At 65.4% G+C, this 16,203-nt stretch carries 17 protein-coding genes, 1 tRNA gene and 1 riboswitch; of the genes, 10 read left to right on the forward strand and 8 right to left on the reverse strand.

What is annotated here, in order from left to right; all coding sequences use genetic code 11:
* Positions 1-3: 3 nt before the first annotated feature.
* Positions 4-1,251, reverse strand: a complete 1,248-nt coding sequence (gene glyA, locus WS92_RS25165) for a serine hydroxymethyltransferase (protein WP_015602357.1) — start codon at positions 1,249-1,251, stop codon at positions 4-6.
* Between the two features lie 145 nt (positions 1,252-1,396).
* A riboswitch (ZMP/ZTP riboswitch) is annotated at positions 1,397-1,497 on the reverse strand.
* A 207-nt stretch (positions 1,498-1,704) separates the two neighbouring features.
* Between glyA and WS92_RS25170 the strand changes: the two genes are divergently transcribed.
* The 9 genes from WS92_RS25170 to WS92_RS25210 all read left to right on the forward strand — a co-directional run bounded on the left by WS92_RS25170 (position 1,705) and on the right by WS92_RS25210 (position 8,170).
* Positions 1,705-2,451, forward strand: coding sequence for an SDR family NAD(P)-dependent oxidoreductase (locus WS92_RS25170; protein ID WP_006025433.1), 747 nt, complete (start codon positions 1,705-1,707; stop codon positions 2,449-2,451).
* 96 nt (positions 2,452-2,547) lie between these two features.
* On the forward strand, positions 2,548-3,030 hold the full coding sequence (ybgC, locus tag WS92_RS25175) for a tol-pal system-associated acyl-CoA thioesterase (protein ID WP_041861591.1): 483 nt from the start codon (positions 2,548-2,550) through the stop codon (positions 3,028-3,030).
* Between the two features lie 177 nt (positions 3,031-3,207).
* Positions 3,208-3,885, forward strand: a complete 678-nt coding sequence (gene tolQ, locus WS92_RS25180) for a protein TolQ (RefSeq protein WP_006025431.1) — start codon at positions 3,208-3,210, stop codon at positions 3,883-3,885.
* Positions 3,886-3,895: 10 nt separating this feature from the next.
* Entirely contained in the window at positions 3,896-4,345 is a 450-nt protein-coding gene (gene tolR / locus WS92_RS25185) for a protein TolR (RefSeq protein WP_009913442.1), read from the forward strand.
* Positions 4,342-5,328: a cell envelope integrity protein TolA gene (gene tolA, locus WS92_RS25190; protein ID WP_059930894.1), complete on the forward strand. Its 987-nt coding sequence runs from the start codon at positions 4,342-4,344 to the stop codon at positions 5,326-5,328. The genes tolR and tolA overlap by 4 nt, the downstream gene beginning before the upstream one ends.
* 96 nt (positions 5,329-5,424) lie before the next feature.
* Complete coding sequence (gene tolB, locus WS92_RS25195) at positions 5,425-6,726, forward strand: Tol-Pal system beta propeller repeat protein TolB (protein ID WP_009913444.1); 1,302 nt, start codon at positions 5,425-5,427, stop codon at positions 6,724-6,726.
* 17 nt (positions 6,727-6,743) lie between these two features.
* Entirely contained in the window at positions 6,744-7,256 is a 513-nt protein-coding gene (pal, locus tag WS92_RS25200; protein ID WP_059930896.1) for a peptidoglycan-associated lipoprotein Pal, read from the forward strand.
* Positions 7,257-7,275: 19 nt separating this feature from the next.
* Positions 7,276-8,025 carry a tol-pal system protein YbgF gene (gene ybgF / locus WS92_RS25205; RefSeq protein ID WP_059930897.1) on the forward strand — a complete coding sequence of 250 codons (750 nt, stop codon included), beginning with the start codon at positions 7,276-7,278 and terminating at the stop codon, positions 8,023-8,025.
* Positions 8,026-8,094: 69 nt separating this feature from the next.
* Positions 8,095-8,170 (forward strand) — tRNA-Lys (locus tag WS92_RS25210).
* Between the two features lie 909 nt (positions 8,171-9,079).
* Here the strand turns inward: WS92_RS25210 and WS92_RS25220 are convergent.
* Positions 9,080-9,313 (reverse strand): flagellar transcriptional regulator FlhD, encoded by a 234-nt coding sequence (locus tag WS92_RS25220; protein WP_059930902.1) that lies wholly within the window; start codon positions 9,311-9,313, stop codon positions 9,080-9,082.
* A 717-nt stretch (positions 9,314-10,030) separates the two neighbouring features.
* Here WS92_RS25220 and galU point away from each other — a divergent pair.
* Positions 10,031-10,915: a UTP--glucose-1-phosphate uridylyltransferase GalU gene (gene galU, locus WS92_RS25230; RefSeq protein WP_015600755.1), complete on the forward strand. Its 885-nt coding sequence runs from the start codon at positions 10,031-10,033 to the stop codon at positions 10,913-10,915.
* A 182-nt stretch (positions 10,916-11,097) separates the two neighbouring features.
* Here the strand turns inward: galU and WS92_RS25235 are convergent, their stop codons facing one another.
* The 6 genes from WS92_RS25235 to WS92_RS25260 form a co-directional block, all read right to left on the reverse strand.
* Positions 11,098-12,033: a KpsF/GutQ family sugar-phosphate isomerase gene (locus WS92_RS25235; protein WP_059930905.1), complete on the reverse strand. Its 936-nt coding sequence runs from the start codon at positions 12,031-12,033 to the stop codon at positions 11,098-11,100.
* Between the two features lie 38 nt (positions 12,034-12,071).
* Positions 12,072-12,623 carry a KdsC family phosphatase gene (locus WS92_RS25240; protein ID WP_015601800.1) on the reverse strand — a complete coding sequence of 184 codons (552 nt, stop codon included), beginning with the start codon at positions 12,621-12,623 and terminating at the stop codon, positions 12,072-12,074.
* Entirely contained in the window at positions 12,620-13,465 is an 846-nt protein-coding gene (gene kdsA / locus WS92_RS25245) for a 3-deoxy-8-phosphooctulonate synthase (protein WP_059930907.1), read from the reverse strand. Before kdsA ends, WS92_RS25240 begins: the two co-directional genes overlap by 4 nt.
* Before the next feature lie 82 nt (positions 13,466-13,547).
* Complete coding sequence (locus WS92_RS25250) at positions 13,548-14,735, reverse strand: glycosyltransferase (RefSeq protein ID WP_059930909.1); 1,188 nt, start codon at positions 14,733-14,735, stop codon at positions 13,548-13,550.
* Positions 14,732-15,676: a glycosyltransferase gene (locus WS92_RS25255; protein WP_059930911.1), complete on the reverse strand. Its 945-nt coding sequence runs from the start codon at positions 15,674-15,676 to the stop codon at positions 14,732-14,734. Before WS92_RS25255 ends, WS92_RS25250 begins: the two co-directional genes overlap by 4 nt.
* Positions 15,673-16,203, reverse strand: coding sequence for a serine O-acetyltransferase (locus tag WS92_RS25260; RefSeq protein WP_015601554.1), 531 nt, complete (start codon positions 16,201-16,203; stop codon positions 15,673-15,675). Before WS92_RS25260 ends, WS92_RS25255 begins: the two co-directional genes overlap by 4 nt.

Here is a 16,203-nt window from a genome sequence, read left to right on the forward strand (position 1 = left end):
CGATCAGCGATAGACCGGGAAACGCTTCGTCAGGTCGGCGACCTGCGCGCGCACGCGCTCGATCGTCGCCGCGTCTTCCGGACTCTCGAGCACGTCGGCGATCAGGTTGCCGACGAGTTCGGCTTCCTGCGGGCCGAAGCCGCGCGTCGTCATCGCCGGCGAGCCCAGACGCACGCCGCTCGTCACGAACGGCTTCTCCGGATCGTTCGGGATCGCGTTCTTGTTGACCGTGATGTGCGCATTGCCGAGCGCCGCTTCCGCCGCCTTGCCGGTGATGTTCTTCGCGCGCAGATCGACAAGCATCACGTGGCTTTCGGTGCGGCCCGACACGATGCGCAGGCCGCGCTTCACCAGCGTTTCCGCCAGCACGCGCGCGTTCTCGACCACCTTCTGCTGGTATGCCTTGAATTCCGGCGACAGCGCTTCCTTGAACGCGACGGCCTTCGCGGCGATCACGTGCATCAGCGGACCGCCCTGGATGCCCGGGAAGATCGCCGAGTTGATCTGCTTCTCGTACTCGGCCTTCATCAGGATCACGCCGCCGCGCGGGCCGCGCAGGCTCTTGTGCGTCGTCGTCGTGACGAAATCGGCGTGCGGCACCGGGTTCGGATACACGCCCGCCGCGATCAGGCCAGCGTAGTGCGCCATGTCGACCATCAGGTACGCGCCGACCGCCTTCGCGATCTTCGCGAGACGCTCGAAATCGATCTTCAGCGCGAATGCCGACGCGCCGGCAACGATCAGCTTCGGCTTGTGCTCGTGCGCGAGCTTCTCGGCGGCTTCGTAGTCGATGTCTTCGTTCTCGTTCAGGCCGTAGCTCACGACGTTGAACCACTTGCCCGACATGTTGACGGGCGAGCCGTGCGTCAGGTGGCCGCCGTGCGCGAGGCTCATGCCCATGATCGTGTCGCCCGGCTTGAGCATCGCGAAGAACACCCCCTGGTTCGCCTGCGAGCCCGAGTTCGGCTGCACGTTCGCGGCTTCGGCGCCGAACAGCGCCTTCACGCGGTCGATCGCGAGCTGCTCGACGATGTCGACGTATTCGCAGCCGCCGTAATAGCGCTTGCCCGGATAGCCTTCCGCGTACTTGTTCGTGAGCTGCGAGCCTTGCGCCGCCATCACGGCCGGGCTCGTGTAGTTCTCCGACGCGATCAGCTCGATGTGCTCTTCCTGACGGACGTTTTCCTGCTGGATCGCTTGCCAGATCTCGGGATCAACGTTCGCAATGGTGCTTTGGGCTCTGTCAAACATACGGTTTCCGTTAAGTGTGTACAGGTTGACCGAAGTGGCCGAGGACGTCGCGCAGCCGGCGGCGCAACCGGCTCGACGTGGCGGAAGGATTCCGAGGAACGCGAGGCGGGACAGCCACCGGCAAAGCACGCAACGCGGCGCGCACAACGGCTGCCCAGGCGAACGGCAAAAGCGACGCCCTGCGCTTCACGGTGGGATGCTCCACCTTGACCCCGAAAGGCCGTATCGCCAGTCACGCAGGGGGTATTGAGCGCGTTAGTTTATTGGATGCGCCATGAATAGGCAACCGCGTCGGCTGTCCCGAATCATATTGGGGGACAAATCCACGAGGCGCGCCGGGCGGGGGTTTGCCGCGGGTGTCGCAAGCGAGCGCCGCCGCACCTTGCCGCACCGCCGCGATGCCAGTAGGCTAACGGGTTCCCCCCAGCAAGCCTCGTTTTAGGAGCAGCAGCAATGATCGTGTTCGTCACCGGTGCGTCGGCAGGTTTCGGCGCCGCCATCGCCCGCGCCTTCGTCAAGGGCGGCCACCGCGTCGTCGCCTCCGCACGCCGCAAGGAGCGCCTCGACGCGCTCGCCGCCGAGCTCGGCGGCGCCCTGTTGCCGATCGAGCTCGACGTGCGCGACCGCGCGGCCGTCGAGGCCGTGCCGACCGGGCTGCCTGCGGAATTCGCCGCGGTCGACGTCCTCGTCAACAACGCGGGGCTCGCGCTCGGCGTCGAGCCCGCGCACAAGGCGAGCCTCGACGAGTGGCAGACGATGATCGACACCAACTGCTCGGGCCTCGTCACGGTCACGCGCACGCTGCTGCCCGGCATGGTCGAGCGCGGCCGCGGCCATATCTTCAACCTCGGCTCGGTCGCGGGCAGCTATCCGTACCCGGGCGGCAATGTCTATGGAGCGACCAAGGCGTTCGTGCGCCAGTTCAGCCTGAACCTGCGCGCCGACCTGATCGGCACGCCGCTGCGCGTCACCGACATCGAGCCGGGCCTCTGCGGCGGCACCGAATTCTCGAACGTGCGCTACCGCGGCGACGACGAGAAAGCGGCGAACGTCTACGCGAACGTCCAGCCGCTCACCGCCGAAGACATCGCCGACACGATCTACTGGATCGCCACTCGCCCCGCGCACGTGAACATCAACACGATCGAAATGATGCCCGTCGCGCAGGCGCCCGCCGGTCTCACCGTCCACCGCGGCTAAGCGCGGCGCCGGGCCGCGCGCGCGGTCCGGCGGCCGTCCGGCGAAGGCAACATTCCGTTACGAATCAGGGGAATCGGGGTCGCCCGTTCCGGTAGAATGCGCGCCATGATCGAACCCAGCCGACAGCCCGACGCGGCGCCCGACTTCGCGTGGCCGGTCCGCGTGTATTACGAAGACACCGACGCCGGCGGCGTCGTCTATTACGCGAATTACCTGAGATTCTTCGAACGCGCACGCACCGAGTGGCTGCGTGCATGCGGGATCGACCAGAGCCGGGTCGCCGACGAAACAGGCGCGATCTTCATCGTCCGCCACGCAAACCTCGACTACCGCGCACCGGCGCGGCTCGACGACACGCTGCAAATCGTCTGCAGAATCGCGCGCATCGGCCGCGCGAGCGTCGAATTCGAACAGCAGGCGTGGCGGGGTGACACGCTGCTCGTCGCGGCCGGCATCCGGATCGGCTGCGTCGACCGCTCGGCATTCAAGCCGGCTGCGATTCCGCCCCCCGTCTTCGCCGCGCTCGAGCGCGGACCGGCCGCAAGCGGCCGGCCAGCCGTGTCAACGGCGTATGCGTGAGTGCCGTTTAGACAGAGCTGATGAACTCGACCCCATGATCCGCCACTAAGCAGGGTTCGGCGGAAAGTTGTCCGGCTGCGCGGCGCGCAGCCGACCGCTCTACCCGGACGCCGCCGGAGCGCGCCGGCCGGATACATCCTGGCCAGGCCTCCCCGAAGGGACGTTACACAAACCTCTATGAACACTTCTCAAGACCTGTCGATCATTTCCCTCGTCCTCAACGCGAGCGTGCTCGCCCAGGCGGTGATGGGGCTTCTCCTCGTCCTGTCGCTGATGTCGTGGACGTTCATCTTCCGCAAATGGTTCGCAATCCGCCGCGCCCGCGCGCAAACCGAGCGCTTCGAGCGCGACTTCTGGTCGGGCGGCGACCTGCAGGCGCTGTACCAGAGCGCCGCGAACAACCGCCACACGATCGGCGCGCTCGAGCGGATCTTCGAATCGGGGATGCGCGAATTCCTGAAGGCGAAGGAAAAACGTCTGAACGATCCGGCGCTGCTCCTCGATGGCGCGCGCCGCGCAATGCGCGCATCATTCCAGCGTGAGATGGACGTCCTCGAGTCGAATCTGTCGTTCCTCGCGTCCGTCGGCTCGGTGAGCCCGTACATCGGCCTGTTCGGCACGGTCTGGGGGATCATGAACTCGTTCCGCGGCCTCGCGAACGTTCAGCAGGCGACCCTCGCGAACGTCGCGCCGGGCATCGCCGAGGCGCTCGTCGCGACCGCGATCGGCCTGTTCGCCGCGATTCCGGCCGTGGTCGCGTACAACCGCTACGCGCACGACATCGACCGTCTCGCGATCCGCTTCGAAACGTTCATCGAAGAGTTCTCGAACATCCTGCAGCGCCAGGCGCAATAAGGAGCACGCGATGGCCGGCACCCCCATTCGTTCAAGCATGCGCGGCGGCCGCTCGCGCCGCTCGATGGCCGACATCAACGTCGTGCCCTACATCGACGTGATGCTCGTGCTGCTCGTCATTTTCATGGTGACGGCGCCCCTCGTCGCGCCGTCGATCGTCAATCTGCCGACCGTCGGCAACGCCGCGCCGCAAGAACAGACGCCGCCCGTCGTCGTCAACATCCGGGCCGACGGCAGGATCAGCGTCCGCTACAAGGGCGATTCGGGCGCGTCGCAGGAAGACACGATGACGAAGGCCGAGCTCAACAGCTTCATTGCCGCGCGCCAGGCCGACCACCCGGATCAGCCCGTCGTGATCGCGGCCGACAAGACGGTTCAATATGACGCGGTGATGACCGTGATGTCCGATCTGAAGGCGCGCGGCGTGAAGCGCGTCGGTCTGCTCGTCAAATCGCAATGAAGCCTCGCCAGTCGCGCACCGCCGCCTATCCGCCCCGGCCGCCGCGCGAGCGCGGCACAGGCCGCGCGTTCCTGCTTGCCGCCCTGATGCACGTGCTGCTCGCGCTTTTCCTGTACCACGGCGTGCATTGGCAGAACAGCACGCCGGCCGGTGCGGAAGCCGAGCTGTGGACGTCGGTGCCGGACACGTCGACGCCGCAGCCGGTGCCGACGCCGCCCGTGAAAGTCGCCCCTCCCCCGCCGCCCGTAAAGAACGAGGAAGCGGACATCGCGCTGCAGCAGAAACGGCGCGAGCAGCAGGCCGCGGCCGCCCGCGAGGCGCAGCTCGAGGAGCAGCGCCGGCAGCAGTTGAAGGCGCAGCAACTCGCTGCGCAAAAGACCGCCGAGCGCGAGAAGCAGAAGCAGGCGGAGAAGCTCAGGCAGCAGCAGTTGGCGGAGCAGCAGCGCAAAATCGAACAGCAGAAGCTCGAGCAACAAAAGCTCGAACAGCAAAAGAAACAGGAGCAACTCGCCGCGCAGAAGAAGGCGGACGCCGAGAAAGCCGAGAAAGCGGCGAAGGCCGCAGCGGCCGCCAAGGCGAACGCCGCCGCGAAGGCGAAGCTCGACAAGGAGCGCCAGGCGCGCCTCGCGCAGTTGCAAGGCATCGCGGGCGGCGGCTCGGGCGGCGGCGAAGGCCTCGCGAAGAGCGGCACCGGCACGGGCTCGGGCGGCAACGCGGCGTCGCCGGGGTATGCGGACAAAGTCCGCCGGCGCGTGAAGCCGAACATCGTGTGGGCGGGCGAGCGCGACAGCCTCGTGACCGTCGTCGCGATCCGCTGTACGCCGTCGGGCGATGTGCTCAGCACGTCGATCCGCCGGTCGAGCGGAAATTCGGGGTGGGATCAGGCGGTCATCAACGCGATCCAGGCGTCGGTGCCGCTGCCGCCCGATACCAACGGTCGCACCCCATCCGAGATTACGATTACCTTCAAGGCGGCGGAATGAGCACGTTTGCGCTTACACTCCCGCCGTCGCACCGGGAACGAATCGGGTATTTTTGAGTCTCTGCGGTTGCGCAGCGTACATACGGGAACAAGAAGCATGAGTTTGATGACGAAGCTAGGTTTCAGGGCACTCGTGGCCTCGTGTCTGATTGCCGCGGGGGGCGCCGCCCACGCGCAGGTGAACGTCCTGATCACGGGCGTCGGCTCCACCCAGTTTCCGATCGCCACCGCGAATTTCGTCAATGAAGCGAGCCTGCCGCAGCAGGTCACGTCGGTCGTGCGCGCCGACCTCGCGAGAAGCGGCAAATTCTCCAACGTCGATGCAGGCAGCACGCCCGTGCCGGAAACGGCGTCGGTCGATTTCGGCGCGTGGAAGGCGAAAGGCGCGAACGCATTCGTCGCGGGCAGCGTGAACCGCGAGCCAAACGGCCAGTACAAGGTCAATTTCATCCTCTACGACACCATCAAGCAGCAAAGCCTCGGAGGGCTGTCGCTCACGACGTCGAACGACAACGAGGGGATGCGCAAGACCGGCCACAAGATCGCCGACTACATCTACCAGAAACTGCTCGGCGTGCGCGGTGTCTTCAATACGCGCCTGTCGTACGTGCAGCGCACGGGCAACGTCTACAAGCTGCTGATCTCCGATTCGGACGGCCAGAACGCGATCCCCGCGCTGACGAGCAAGGAGCCGATCATCTCGCCCGCATGGTCGCCGAGCGGCACGAAGGTGGCGTACGTGTCGTTCGAGCTGAGGAAGCCCGTCGTGTACATCCACGATCTGCCGACGGGCCGCCGCTACGTGATCTCGAATCAGAAAGGCAACAACAGCGCGCCCGCGTGGTCGCCGGACGGCCAGACGCTTGCCGTCGCGCTGTCGCTCACGGGCAATACGCAGATTTATTCCGTCAGCTCGACGGGCACCGGGCTGCGCCGCTTGACGCGCAGCAGTTCGATCGACACCGAGCCGTTCTACTCTCCTGACGGCAAGTGGATCTATTTCACGAGCGATCGCGGCGGTGCGCCGCAAATCTACCGGATGCCCGCCGAAGGCGAGAGCGCCGGCGCCGCTCAGCGCGTGACATTTACCGGCAGCTACAATACGAGTCCGCGCATCAGCCCGGACGGCAAGCTGCTTGCGTACATCTCGCGCACGGGCGGGGGCTTCAAGCTGTACGTTCAGGATCTGCAAACGGGTGCGGCGAACGCCGTCACCAACACGACGCGCGACGAATCGCCGAGCTTCGCGGCGAATGGTCAGTACATTCTGTACGCTACGCAATCGGGGGGCCGCAGCGTGCTGGCTGCCGTTCCGTCCGACGGCAGCGCGCCGCCGCAGATCTTGTCCGTTCAGGGCGGCGCGATCCGCGAGCCGTCCTGGGGGCCCTTCATGCAATGACCACAAGGAGAGTAACCATGATGTCGAAGAAACTTCGTCTGGCGTTCGCGATGCTGATGATCGGTGCGCTCGCCGCATGTAAGTCGGGCGTGAAGCTCGACGAGCACGCGAACCAGGGCGGCGCGGTCAGCACGCAACCGAATCCCGAAAACGTCGCGCAAGTGACCGTCGATCCGCTGAACGATCCGAACAGCCCGCTCGCGAAGCGCAGCGTGTACTTCGATTTCGACAGCTACTCGGTGCAGGACCAGTATCAGTCACTGCTGCAGCAACACGCGCAATACCTGAAGAGCCATCCGCAGCGCCACATCCTGATCCAGGGCAATACCGACGAGCGCGGCACGAGCGAGTACAACCTCGCGCTCGGCCAGAAGCGTGCGGAAGCGGTACGTCGCGCGCTGTCGCTGCTCGGCGTCGGAGATGCGCAGATGGAAGCCGTGAGCCTCGGCAAGGAGAAGCCGGTCGCGCTTGGCCACGACGAAGAGTCGTGGGCGCAGAACCGCCGCGCAGACCTCGTCTATCAACAGTAAGTAACGGAAGAATCGCTGTATGACGCACCGTTTTTCCTGGCTGCGCACGGCCGCCGCGCTGTGCGTGGCAGGTGCGGCCCTCGCGGCCGCGCCGGCGCACGCAGGCCTCTTCGATGACGACGAGGCACGCCGTGCGGTGCTCGATTTGCGCAGCAAATCCGACAGCCTCGCGAACCAGCTCGGCGCCGCGCAACGCACGATCCTCGATCAGACCAACCGCCTCGACCAGTTGAACCAGCAGGTCGCGACGCTGCGCGGCGAGAACGAGGATCTGACGAACCGTCTGACGACGCTCGAGCGTCAACAGAAGGAGTACTACACCGATCTCGATGCGCGGCTCAAAAAATTCGAGCCGCAGAAGACGACGGTGGATGGCGTCGAAGGCACGGTGCAGCCGGGTGAAACGGACGCGTTCAACGCGGCGTCGCAGCAGTTCCGCAACGGTAACTTCAAGGACGCCGCGGCTTCGTTCCGCGCGTTCATCGCCAAGTACCCGCAAAGCCCCTATCAGCCGACCGCGCAATACTGGCTCGGCAACGCGCAGTACGCGCTGCGCGACTACAAGGGGTCGACGGCGACGTGGCAAGGCATCGTGAAGAACTATCCGCAGCATCCCCGCGCGGCGGATGCGCTGATCGCGATCGGCACCAATCAGTTCGAACAAGGCCAGAAGGCAGCCGCGAAGAAGACTTTCGCGCAGGTCGTGTCGCAGTTCCCCGGCTCGAATGCGGCTGAAACGGCACAGAGCAAGCTGGACGCGATCAAGTGACGGCGTGCGACGCGGCCGATCGATGGGTTGACATTCCCACCGGGCGGCCGCTATAATTTTGCCTCTTTTGGGTCGTTAGCTCAGCTGGTAGAGCAGCGGACTTTTAATCCGTTGGTCACTGGTTCGAATCCAGTACGGCCTACCAAAGACATCGAGGGCCTGGCGTTCGCGCCGGGCCCTTTTCGTGTCTGCGTCGTCTGTGCCGAGTCGAGGCGTCAGCAACGCCCGATGATGCACATCGCCCCCGCGACATCGACGACAAGCAACGCAAGGCAAACTGCGCCACTTCACGTCCGCCTCGCATCAACAGGCAACGTCAACGGGCGCGCGCACTGTCGCCCCGATCCACATCGCCGCAAACGCCGGCGCGCCGCAACGAGATGCCCGCCCCATGAGCGAGGCGCAACTCGACACGTCGACACGGCGCGCTCGAACGAATCTCTGCTTCGCGCTCAACCGCCCCGCCCTTTCCGGTTCACATCGCCTCGATCGCAAACGTCGCCCGGCGTATGACATAAGCGGCCACGGCCAGCGCAAGCGCAATCAGCCCGCCTTCGATCAACGCGATACCTGCCGGCACGAATCGATTCATGTTCACGCGTCCCCCGCATGGCATGACTGCCGTCCGATTGTTGCGCGGACTCTTGTGCGGCGAGCGCACCCACTGGCGCGACGCGATTCGATTTCAGCGGATCAACGCCGATCTCGACACTTCGATGCAATTGCGTCGATACGGTGACTATTCGTAGCCGGAACTGCAATCGAAGTGCGAGCGACGGCACGGCCATCGACGTTCGCAACGGATATGCGCACGAGCGACTTCACGGCCGAAGCGTGGGGACTGGCTGAGAGCCATTTTTCGCGTATGGTCGCCCCGCGATCGGGCAAGTCTCGGCGCGAGCAATCGCTCGCATCATGACCTACGCCATACGAAGCGGCGAAATCGCGAACGATCGGGGCTGGCTGGGTTGCGAGCGCGCATGCACGTGCGCATTGGTGACACCCGACGAAGTCCCAGCGCAACCCCGGTTCTCCTTTCGCCGATCGAATCGGCTCACGCCCGCCCAGGCATCGCGTCGGCACGAAACTGGCAAACGAGTTCGCCGCCGTCCATGAGCCGTTCGAGTTGAGCCGGCGTCAACGTATCGAGCCAAATCGCCAACTCGTTCGAGATGCCAAGCATTGTCCGGGTACGTTCGTTGTCCTCGCACAGCAAACGTCGGGCGAGCCGGAGATACCGCCGATTGAATTCCGCAATCTCCTCGAGCACGTCTGTTTCTTCTTCCATGTCTGCCCCGTTTCGATGACGAACGCGTATGTCCGCAAACGTTCTCGCAAACGCGCTCGCCTGCCCGATGCGCATTCGCCCGCGCAGACTAACGCATGCATGCCGCGCCCATCCGACATAATCCCGCCGCATTCCGCCAAATGACGATCCGCAAACGCGCGCACGCCGCGCCATCACGCGCGCGAGCCTCACTGGCATCGACCGGGACGCCACGGGCGCCTCGTCTGTCTCGCATCGGCTCTCGATCCGCGATCGACTTGCAGTAGCCATCGGTCAATTGCTACGCCGAATCGGACAGAACGATAGGCGCGCTCGCGCGTCCGCCCTCATACTCGCTCCCGGCCAGCCGCTCCCCCCGAGCGGCGAACCTTCCGATCACTCGGAATTGGCCTGCCTGCGCGCGCCGTTGCGGGCGGGCCTTTTTTTCGCTCCAAGTTGGACGCGACGCGACGCGCTTACACCGAGCGCCGGGCGCGCTCATCGCAAACATCATGGATGTCCGCAGCTTTCTCTTCGCACGTGCGTCCATCGACGGTTGATCGAATCGGCATCGTGAGTAGCCTGTCCGATTGAACCTATATTTAGCGTAACCAAACAATTCAAACAGCCCTACCATCGCTTTACCGCGTGTGCATCGCCGGCATCGCTCATATTCAGTTACGCGCCGCCGGCTCGCACGCAAACGTTTAACGTCTTCGATGGAAGGTTCGACGCCCGATGCTGAAAGTCACAAAAGCCGTATTCCCCGTTGCCGGCCTCGGCACCCGCTTTCTGCCCGCGACGAAAGCGAGCCCGAAGGAAATGTTGCCGGTCGTCGACAAGCCTCTGATTCAATATGCGGTCGAGGAAGCGATCGCCGCGGGCATCACCGAGATGATCTTCGTCACGGGCCGCAGCAAGCGCGCGATCGAGGATCATTTCGACAAATCGTATGAGATCGAGGCGGAGCTCGAAGCGCGCGGCAAGGAAAAGCTGCTGTCGCTCGTGCGCGGCATCAAGCCGCGTCACGTCGACTGCTTCTACGTGCGCCAGGCCGAAGCGCTCGGGCTCGGCCATGCGGTGCTATGCGCGGAGAAACTCGTCGGCGACAGCCCGTTCGCCGTCATCCTCGCGGACGACCTGCTCGACGGCCGCCCGCCCGTGCTGCGGCAGATGATCGACGTGTTCAATCACTATCACACGTCGGTCATCGGCGTCGAAGAGATCGCGCCGCAAGATTCGAAGTCGTATGGCGTGATCGACGGCAAGCGCTGGGAGGATGATCTCTTCAAGCTGTCGGGCATCGTCGAGAAGCCAGAGCCCGCCGCCGCGCCGTCGAATTTCGGTGTCGTCGGCCGCTATGTGCTCACACCGCGCATCTTCGATCATCTGCGCGCGCTCAAGCCCGGCGCCGGCGGAGAACTGCAATTGACCGACGCGCTGCAATCGCTGCTGAAGGACGAGCAAGTGCTCGCGCATCGTTACGACGGCAGGCGCTTCGATTGCGGCAGCAAGATCGGCTATCTGAAGGCGACCGTCGAGTTCGCGCTGCGCCACCCGGAAGTCGCAACGGAATTCGAGCAGTATCTGAGCGAGCGTTTCCCGGAACTCGTCGCGGCGTAGCACGTCGCGCGCGCCATACGCGAACGGCGCATGCATGCGTGACGATTAGCGGCATGCGTCGCTCGCGGCTGCCCGCGCAAGCGACGCGCGCGCGGTTCGTGCGCCGCCGGCATTCAACGAACAAACCGCGACGAGATGGAGGAACCGGCTTCGCACCGATTCGTCCGTCGCCCCGCATCCCCCTACTTCTTGAACACCCCGACGACGTCCCCGCCGTCGAATACGAGCAGCGCGTTGATGCGCCGCGTCTCCATCATCAGCAACGCATCTTCTACGCGCGTGCCGAGCGGCACCATCGCCGGATCCTTCGACATCAGGTCCGACGCGGTGCGCCGGAACAGCGTGTCCCCATGCGCCTCGACTGCGCGGCGGACGTCGCCGTCGGTAACGATCCCGAAGCCCGCTTCACGCCGCACGATCGCGAGCCCGAGCCGGCCCCGCGTCATCGCCTGCAGCACGTCGATCGCCGGCGCGCGTTCGTCGACGAACGGCAGATCGTCGGCGGCCATTTCGTCGTCGACCTTCGACAACAGACGCCGGCCGAGCGAGCCGCCCGGATGGAAGCGCGCGAAGTTCTCCGGGCGAAAGCCGCGTGCCTTCATCAGCGTGACGGCGAGCGCATCGCCCATCGCGAGCGCTGCGGTGGTCGACGACGTCGGCGCGAGCTGAAGCGGACACGCTTCCTGCTCGACGCCGGCGTCGAGATGACTGTGCGCCGCCTGCGCGAGCGTCGATCGCGCATTGCCCGTCAACGCGACGAGATAATTCCGGTTGCTCTTCAGAAACGGAATCAGCTTGATCACTTCGTCGGTCTCGCCCGAGTACGAGATCGCGAGAAACGTGTCGGCCGACGTCACCATGCCGAGATCGCCGTGATATGCCTCGCCCGGATGCATGAAAAAGCTCGGCGTTCCGGTGCTCGCAAGCGTCGCCGCAATCTTTCGTCCGATGATCCCGGATTTGCCCATGCCGCAGACGACCACACGGCCGCTCGAGCGCAGGATCGCGTCGACCGCGTCGCCGAACGATTCGTCGACGCGCGCGGAAAGACCCGCGAGCGCGCGCGATTCGATGTCGAAGACTTGCCGTGCGGAATCGAGATAGTTGTGATGGTTCATCTGGGAGCCGTCCACGGCGATGAAGATGTGTTGGGATGTCATTGGGCAGCGGCATGCCGAGCCCATTGATCGAGCAGCGGCCGATACGCGTCGTCGAGCGACAGCCCCGAGCGCAACAGCACGTGCTCGGCGACTTCGCGCGCCACGCCCTCGCCGCCCCCGCGCGACACGACGTAATCGACGCGCCGCTTGACGAGCGCGTGCGCGTCGACGGGCGCATACGAGACGCCGACCGAATCGATCACGGGCAGATCATTCACGTCGTCGCCGACGTACGCGATCGCATCGTCGGCGAGCGTCTCTTCCGACTTGATGCGCGCGTAGCCGGCGCGCTTGTCGTCGCAGCCCGACACGAACACGTCGAAGCCGAGCTGCCGCGCGCGCCAGGCGAGCGCCTCGCTGTGGCGCCCCGACAGAATGCCGCTGCGAATGCCGTGCGCGCGCAGCAGCGCAACCGCAATGCCGTCCTTCGCATGGAAGCTCTTGATGAACTCGCCGTCGCCCGTCACATGCAGCCGGCCGTCGGTCAGCACGCCGTCGACGTCGAACAGCACGAGCCGAATCGCGCCGCGATAGGCGGACGCGCTCATCGGATATCGAGCGCCGGCATGCGCTTGACGAGATCGTCGATCGCCTTCATCTGCGACAGGAAGCCTTCGAGCAGATGCAACGGCAGCGCGCTCGGCCCGTCGCAGCGCGCGCGGTCGGGATCGGGATGCGCTTCGAGAAAGAGCCCGGCGATGCCGACCGCGACACCCGCTCGCGCGAGATCGAGCACTTGCCGGCGCCGGCCACCCGACGCATCGCCGAGCGGATCGCGGCATTGCAGGCTGTGCGTGACGTCGAAGATCACCGGGCAGCCGCCCGTCGTCTCGGCCATCTGCCGGAAGCCGAGCATGTCGACGACGAGATTGTCGTAACCGAACGAGCTGCCGCGCTCGCACAGAATCACGCGATCGTTGCCGACCTCGCGGCATTTCGACACCACGTGCTTCAATTGCGTCGGGCTCATGAACTGCGGCTTCTTCACGTTCACCGGCTTGCCCGTCGTCGCGATCGCGACGACGAGATCGGTCTGGCGCGCGAGGAACGCGGGCACCTGCAGCACATCGGCGACTTCGGCGACGGGCGCCGCCTGTTCGATCTCGTGCACGTCGGTGATCACCGGCACGCCGAAGCGCGCCTTCACCTCGGCGAAGATCTTCAGGCCTTCGTCGAGCCCGACGCCGCGGTACGAATGAATCGACGAGCGGTTCGCCTTGTCGAACGACGCCTTGAACACGAACGGAATGCCGAGCTTGCGCGTCACCGCGACGTATTCGCTGCACACGTCGAGCGTGAAGTCGAGACTCTCGAGCACGTTGACTCCGCCGAACAGCACGAAAGGCAGGCCGTTGCCGGCCGTGACGCCGGGGCTGATTGCTACGTTCATAGGTCAAATCTCCAAATGGACCGTCCCGTGCGCGCCGCGCACCGATTCCATGCGGCGGGCTCGCGCTCGGGACGGCGAATCCTCATGATGGGCGCGCGAGCCGCGACGCATAGACCCGCGCCAGTTGCCGGAAAAAACGTTCTTCGCCGAAGCGCTCGCGGGCTTCCCTTCTCGCCGCGCTCGCGAGCCGCGCGCGCAGCACGGCATCGCGGTCGATCGACGCGAGCAGCTCGACCGCGTCGTCCGCGCCGCGAAATATCGCGCCAGTTTGCAGGTGCCGGATGACGTCGACGTTTCCCGCGCACGCCGACGCGACGACGGGCAAGCCGAGCAGCATCGCCTCGATGACCGACACGGGCATGCCCTCCCACGACGACGTCGACAAATATACGTCCATGCGCCGCAATCGCGCGACGACTTCGGTGCGGCCAAGCCAGCCGGCGACCTCGACGCCGGCTTCGCGCAATTGCGCCTTGAGCGCGGCATCGCCGTCGCCAATCCACGTGAAGCGCATGCGCGAGCCGCGCAGGCGGCACGCGATCTCGGCAAAGAGCTGCGGATTCTTCTGCACGCGAATGCCGCCGACCGTCACGATCCGAAACATCGGCTCGCGCGCGTCTTCCTGCTCGTCGGCGGCGGGCGCGGGCATCGCGCCGACCGCGTTCTCGACCACGACCACCGGCTGCCGCAAATGCGCGCGCACCGCGTCGCGCTCGCTATCCGAGCATGCGACGTAGAGACACCGCTTCACGCACGCGATCCGTTCGAGCGCGACGAACGCCGAACGCTTGAGCGCCGAAATGTCGCGGCGCATGAACGAGATGCAGTGCGGGCTGTAGAAGAACGCCGCATCGCGCAACGCGAACAGCGACGCGATTCTTCCGAGGAATCCCGCAAACGACGAATGCAGATGCACGATGTCCGGCCCGATGCCGATCAACGTGCGTCGCAATTCGAGCAACATCGGCAGCAGCGGCACGCCCTTCATCTGGATGTGGCGCAGCTTGACCGTCGCATCGAACAGCGCGTGAAAGTCCGCGGGTGTGTCGGGCCGAAGCGAATGAATGACGTGCACGTCGTGTCCGTCGCGCGCAAGACGGTTCGCGATCAGGCATGCCATCGATAACGTTCCCGTCGCGCTCGATTCGAGGATCTGCACGATCTTCATTCGCGCATGGCCGTCGGCCTTTGCGTTGGTCTTTGCGTAGACCTGCGAATCGCCCTCCGACCGTGCATCGCGCCCCCGCATGCCGACGCCATCGATCGTCATCGCGCACCTCGCATCGACGAAACCGCCTCGAGACGGGCGAGCACGCCCGATTGCGCGATCACGGCCGTCCATCCGAGACGCCTCAGCCGCGCGGGATCGTTACTTTCCGCGCGCAGTTGCGCGAGCGGCAGCAGCTCGTCGAATATCGACGCGCCCGTGACGTGCGAGCGGATGCCGAGCGCCTTCACAGCGTCGACATTCGACGGCGCGTCGTTGCAGACGATCTTCTTGCCGAGCGCCGCGTATTCGAGCAGCTTCGTCGGCGTCTGAAAGCAGTGCGGGCGGTGGTACGGGAAATAGCAGACCGCATAGTCGGAGCGCAGCACGATCCTGAGCGCGTCGCGCTGCGGCACGCGCCCGACGAATGTGATGCCGTCGACATGCCGGAACGCGTCGTGAATTTCCGGCTCCGGCTGCCCGACGAGCACGAGCGTGTCGCGCATCGTGCGCGGCGCGGCGCGATACGCGGCCAGCACCTTGTGGAAGCCTCGCTCGCGGCTCATCTCTCCGATATAGCAGAACCGGCCGGCCGGACCTTCGCCCGCCGATTCGTTCGCGATCTCGAAGATCCAGTCCGGCACGCCCATCGGCAGCAGCAGCGACGGTGTCCCGTCACGGAACGCCATCGCGTCGCGCATCCGCTCGTTCTGGAAGATCCGCAGATCCGGCTTCGCGTTCAGCGCGCGCTTGATCGTGTCCTTGATCGCCGCGAGCCTGCCGACCGACAGCGACCGGTAGTCGTGAATCACGAACCGCGCAGGCGGCAGCGATCGATAAAAACCCATGATGCACCACAGGATGCAGTCGCTTCGGCCGTCGAGCCTCGCATACGCGCTCGCGTCGCCATCATGGACGTCGAAGCCGCGCTGGCCGAGAAAATCGCGGTATGCGGCGATTTCCGGGTAATTCGCCTTCCCCGGATGGAGGATGAATACTTTCATGCAGCGCTTTTCTCCTTGTCCAGCACGCGCGCCGGCACGCCCACCGCGACGCCGCCGTCCGGCACGTCCCGCAGCAGCACGGCGCCTGCGCCGATGCGCGCGCGATGGCCGATCCGAATCTCGCCGAGCGCGACGCTGTGCGCGCCGAACTCGACGTCGTCGCCGACGGACGGCACGCCGCTATAGGTGCCGTCCGGCCGCAGCGTGTTGCCGATCGTCACGCCGTGCCGCACCACGCAGCGCTCGCCGATCTCGCAATAGCCGTTGATGACGAGCCCCGTGCCGTGATACAGCGTGAGGCCCTTGCCGATTCTCGTCTTGACCGGAATCTCGATGCCCATGATCCAGTCGCAGACGACGATGTAGAGCGCGATCACCGGCGCGCCGAGCGCGAGCGTCAGCTTGCTGCGGCACGCGAGATAGTTCGCGATCCGGAAGAACACGACGACGCAGCGCGTCTTGAAGAACGCGTTGCGCCTGCAATCCTCGGCGATCGCGTCGATTGTCCGTTTCAGCGTCGTGCGCAT

Source organism: Burkholderia sp. MSMB1588 (assembly GCF_001546925.1).
Lineage (GTDB): Bacteria > Pseudomonadota > Gammaproteobacteria > Burkholderiales > Burkholderiaceae > Burkholderia > Burkholderia humptydooensis.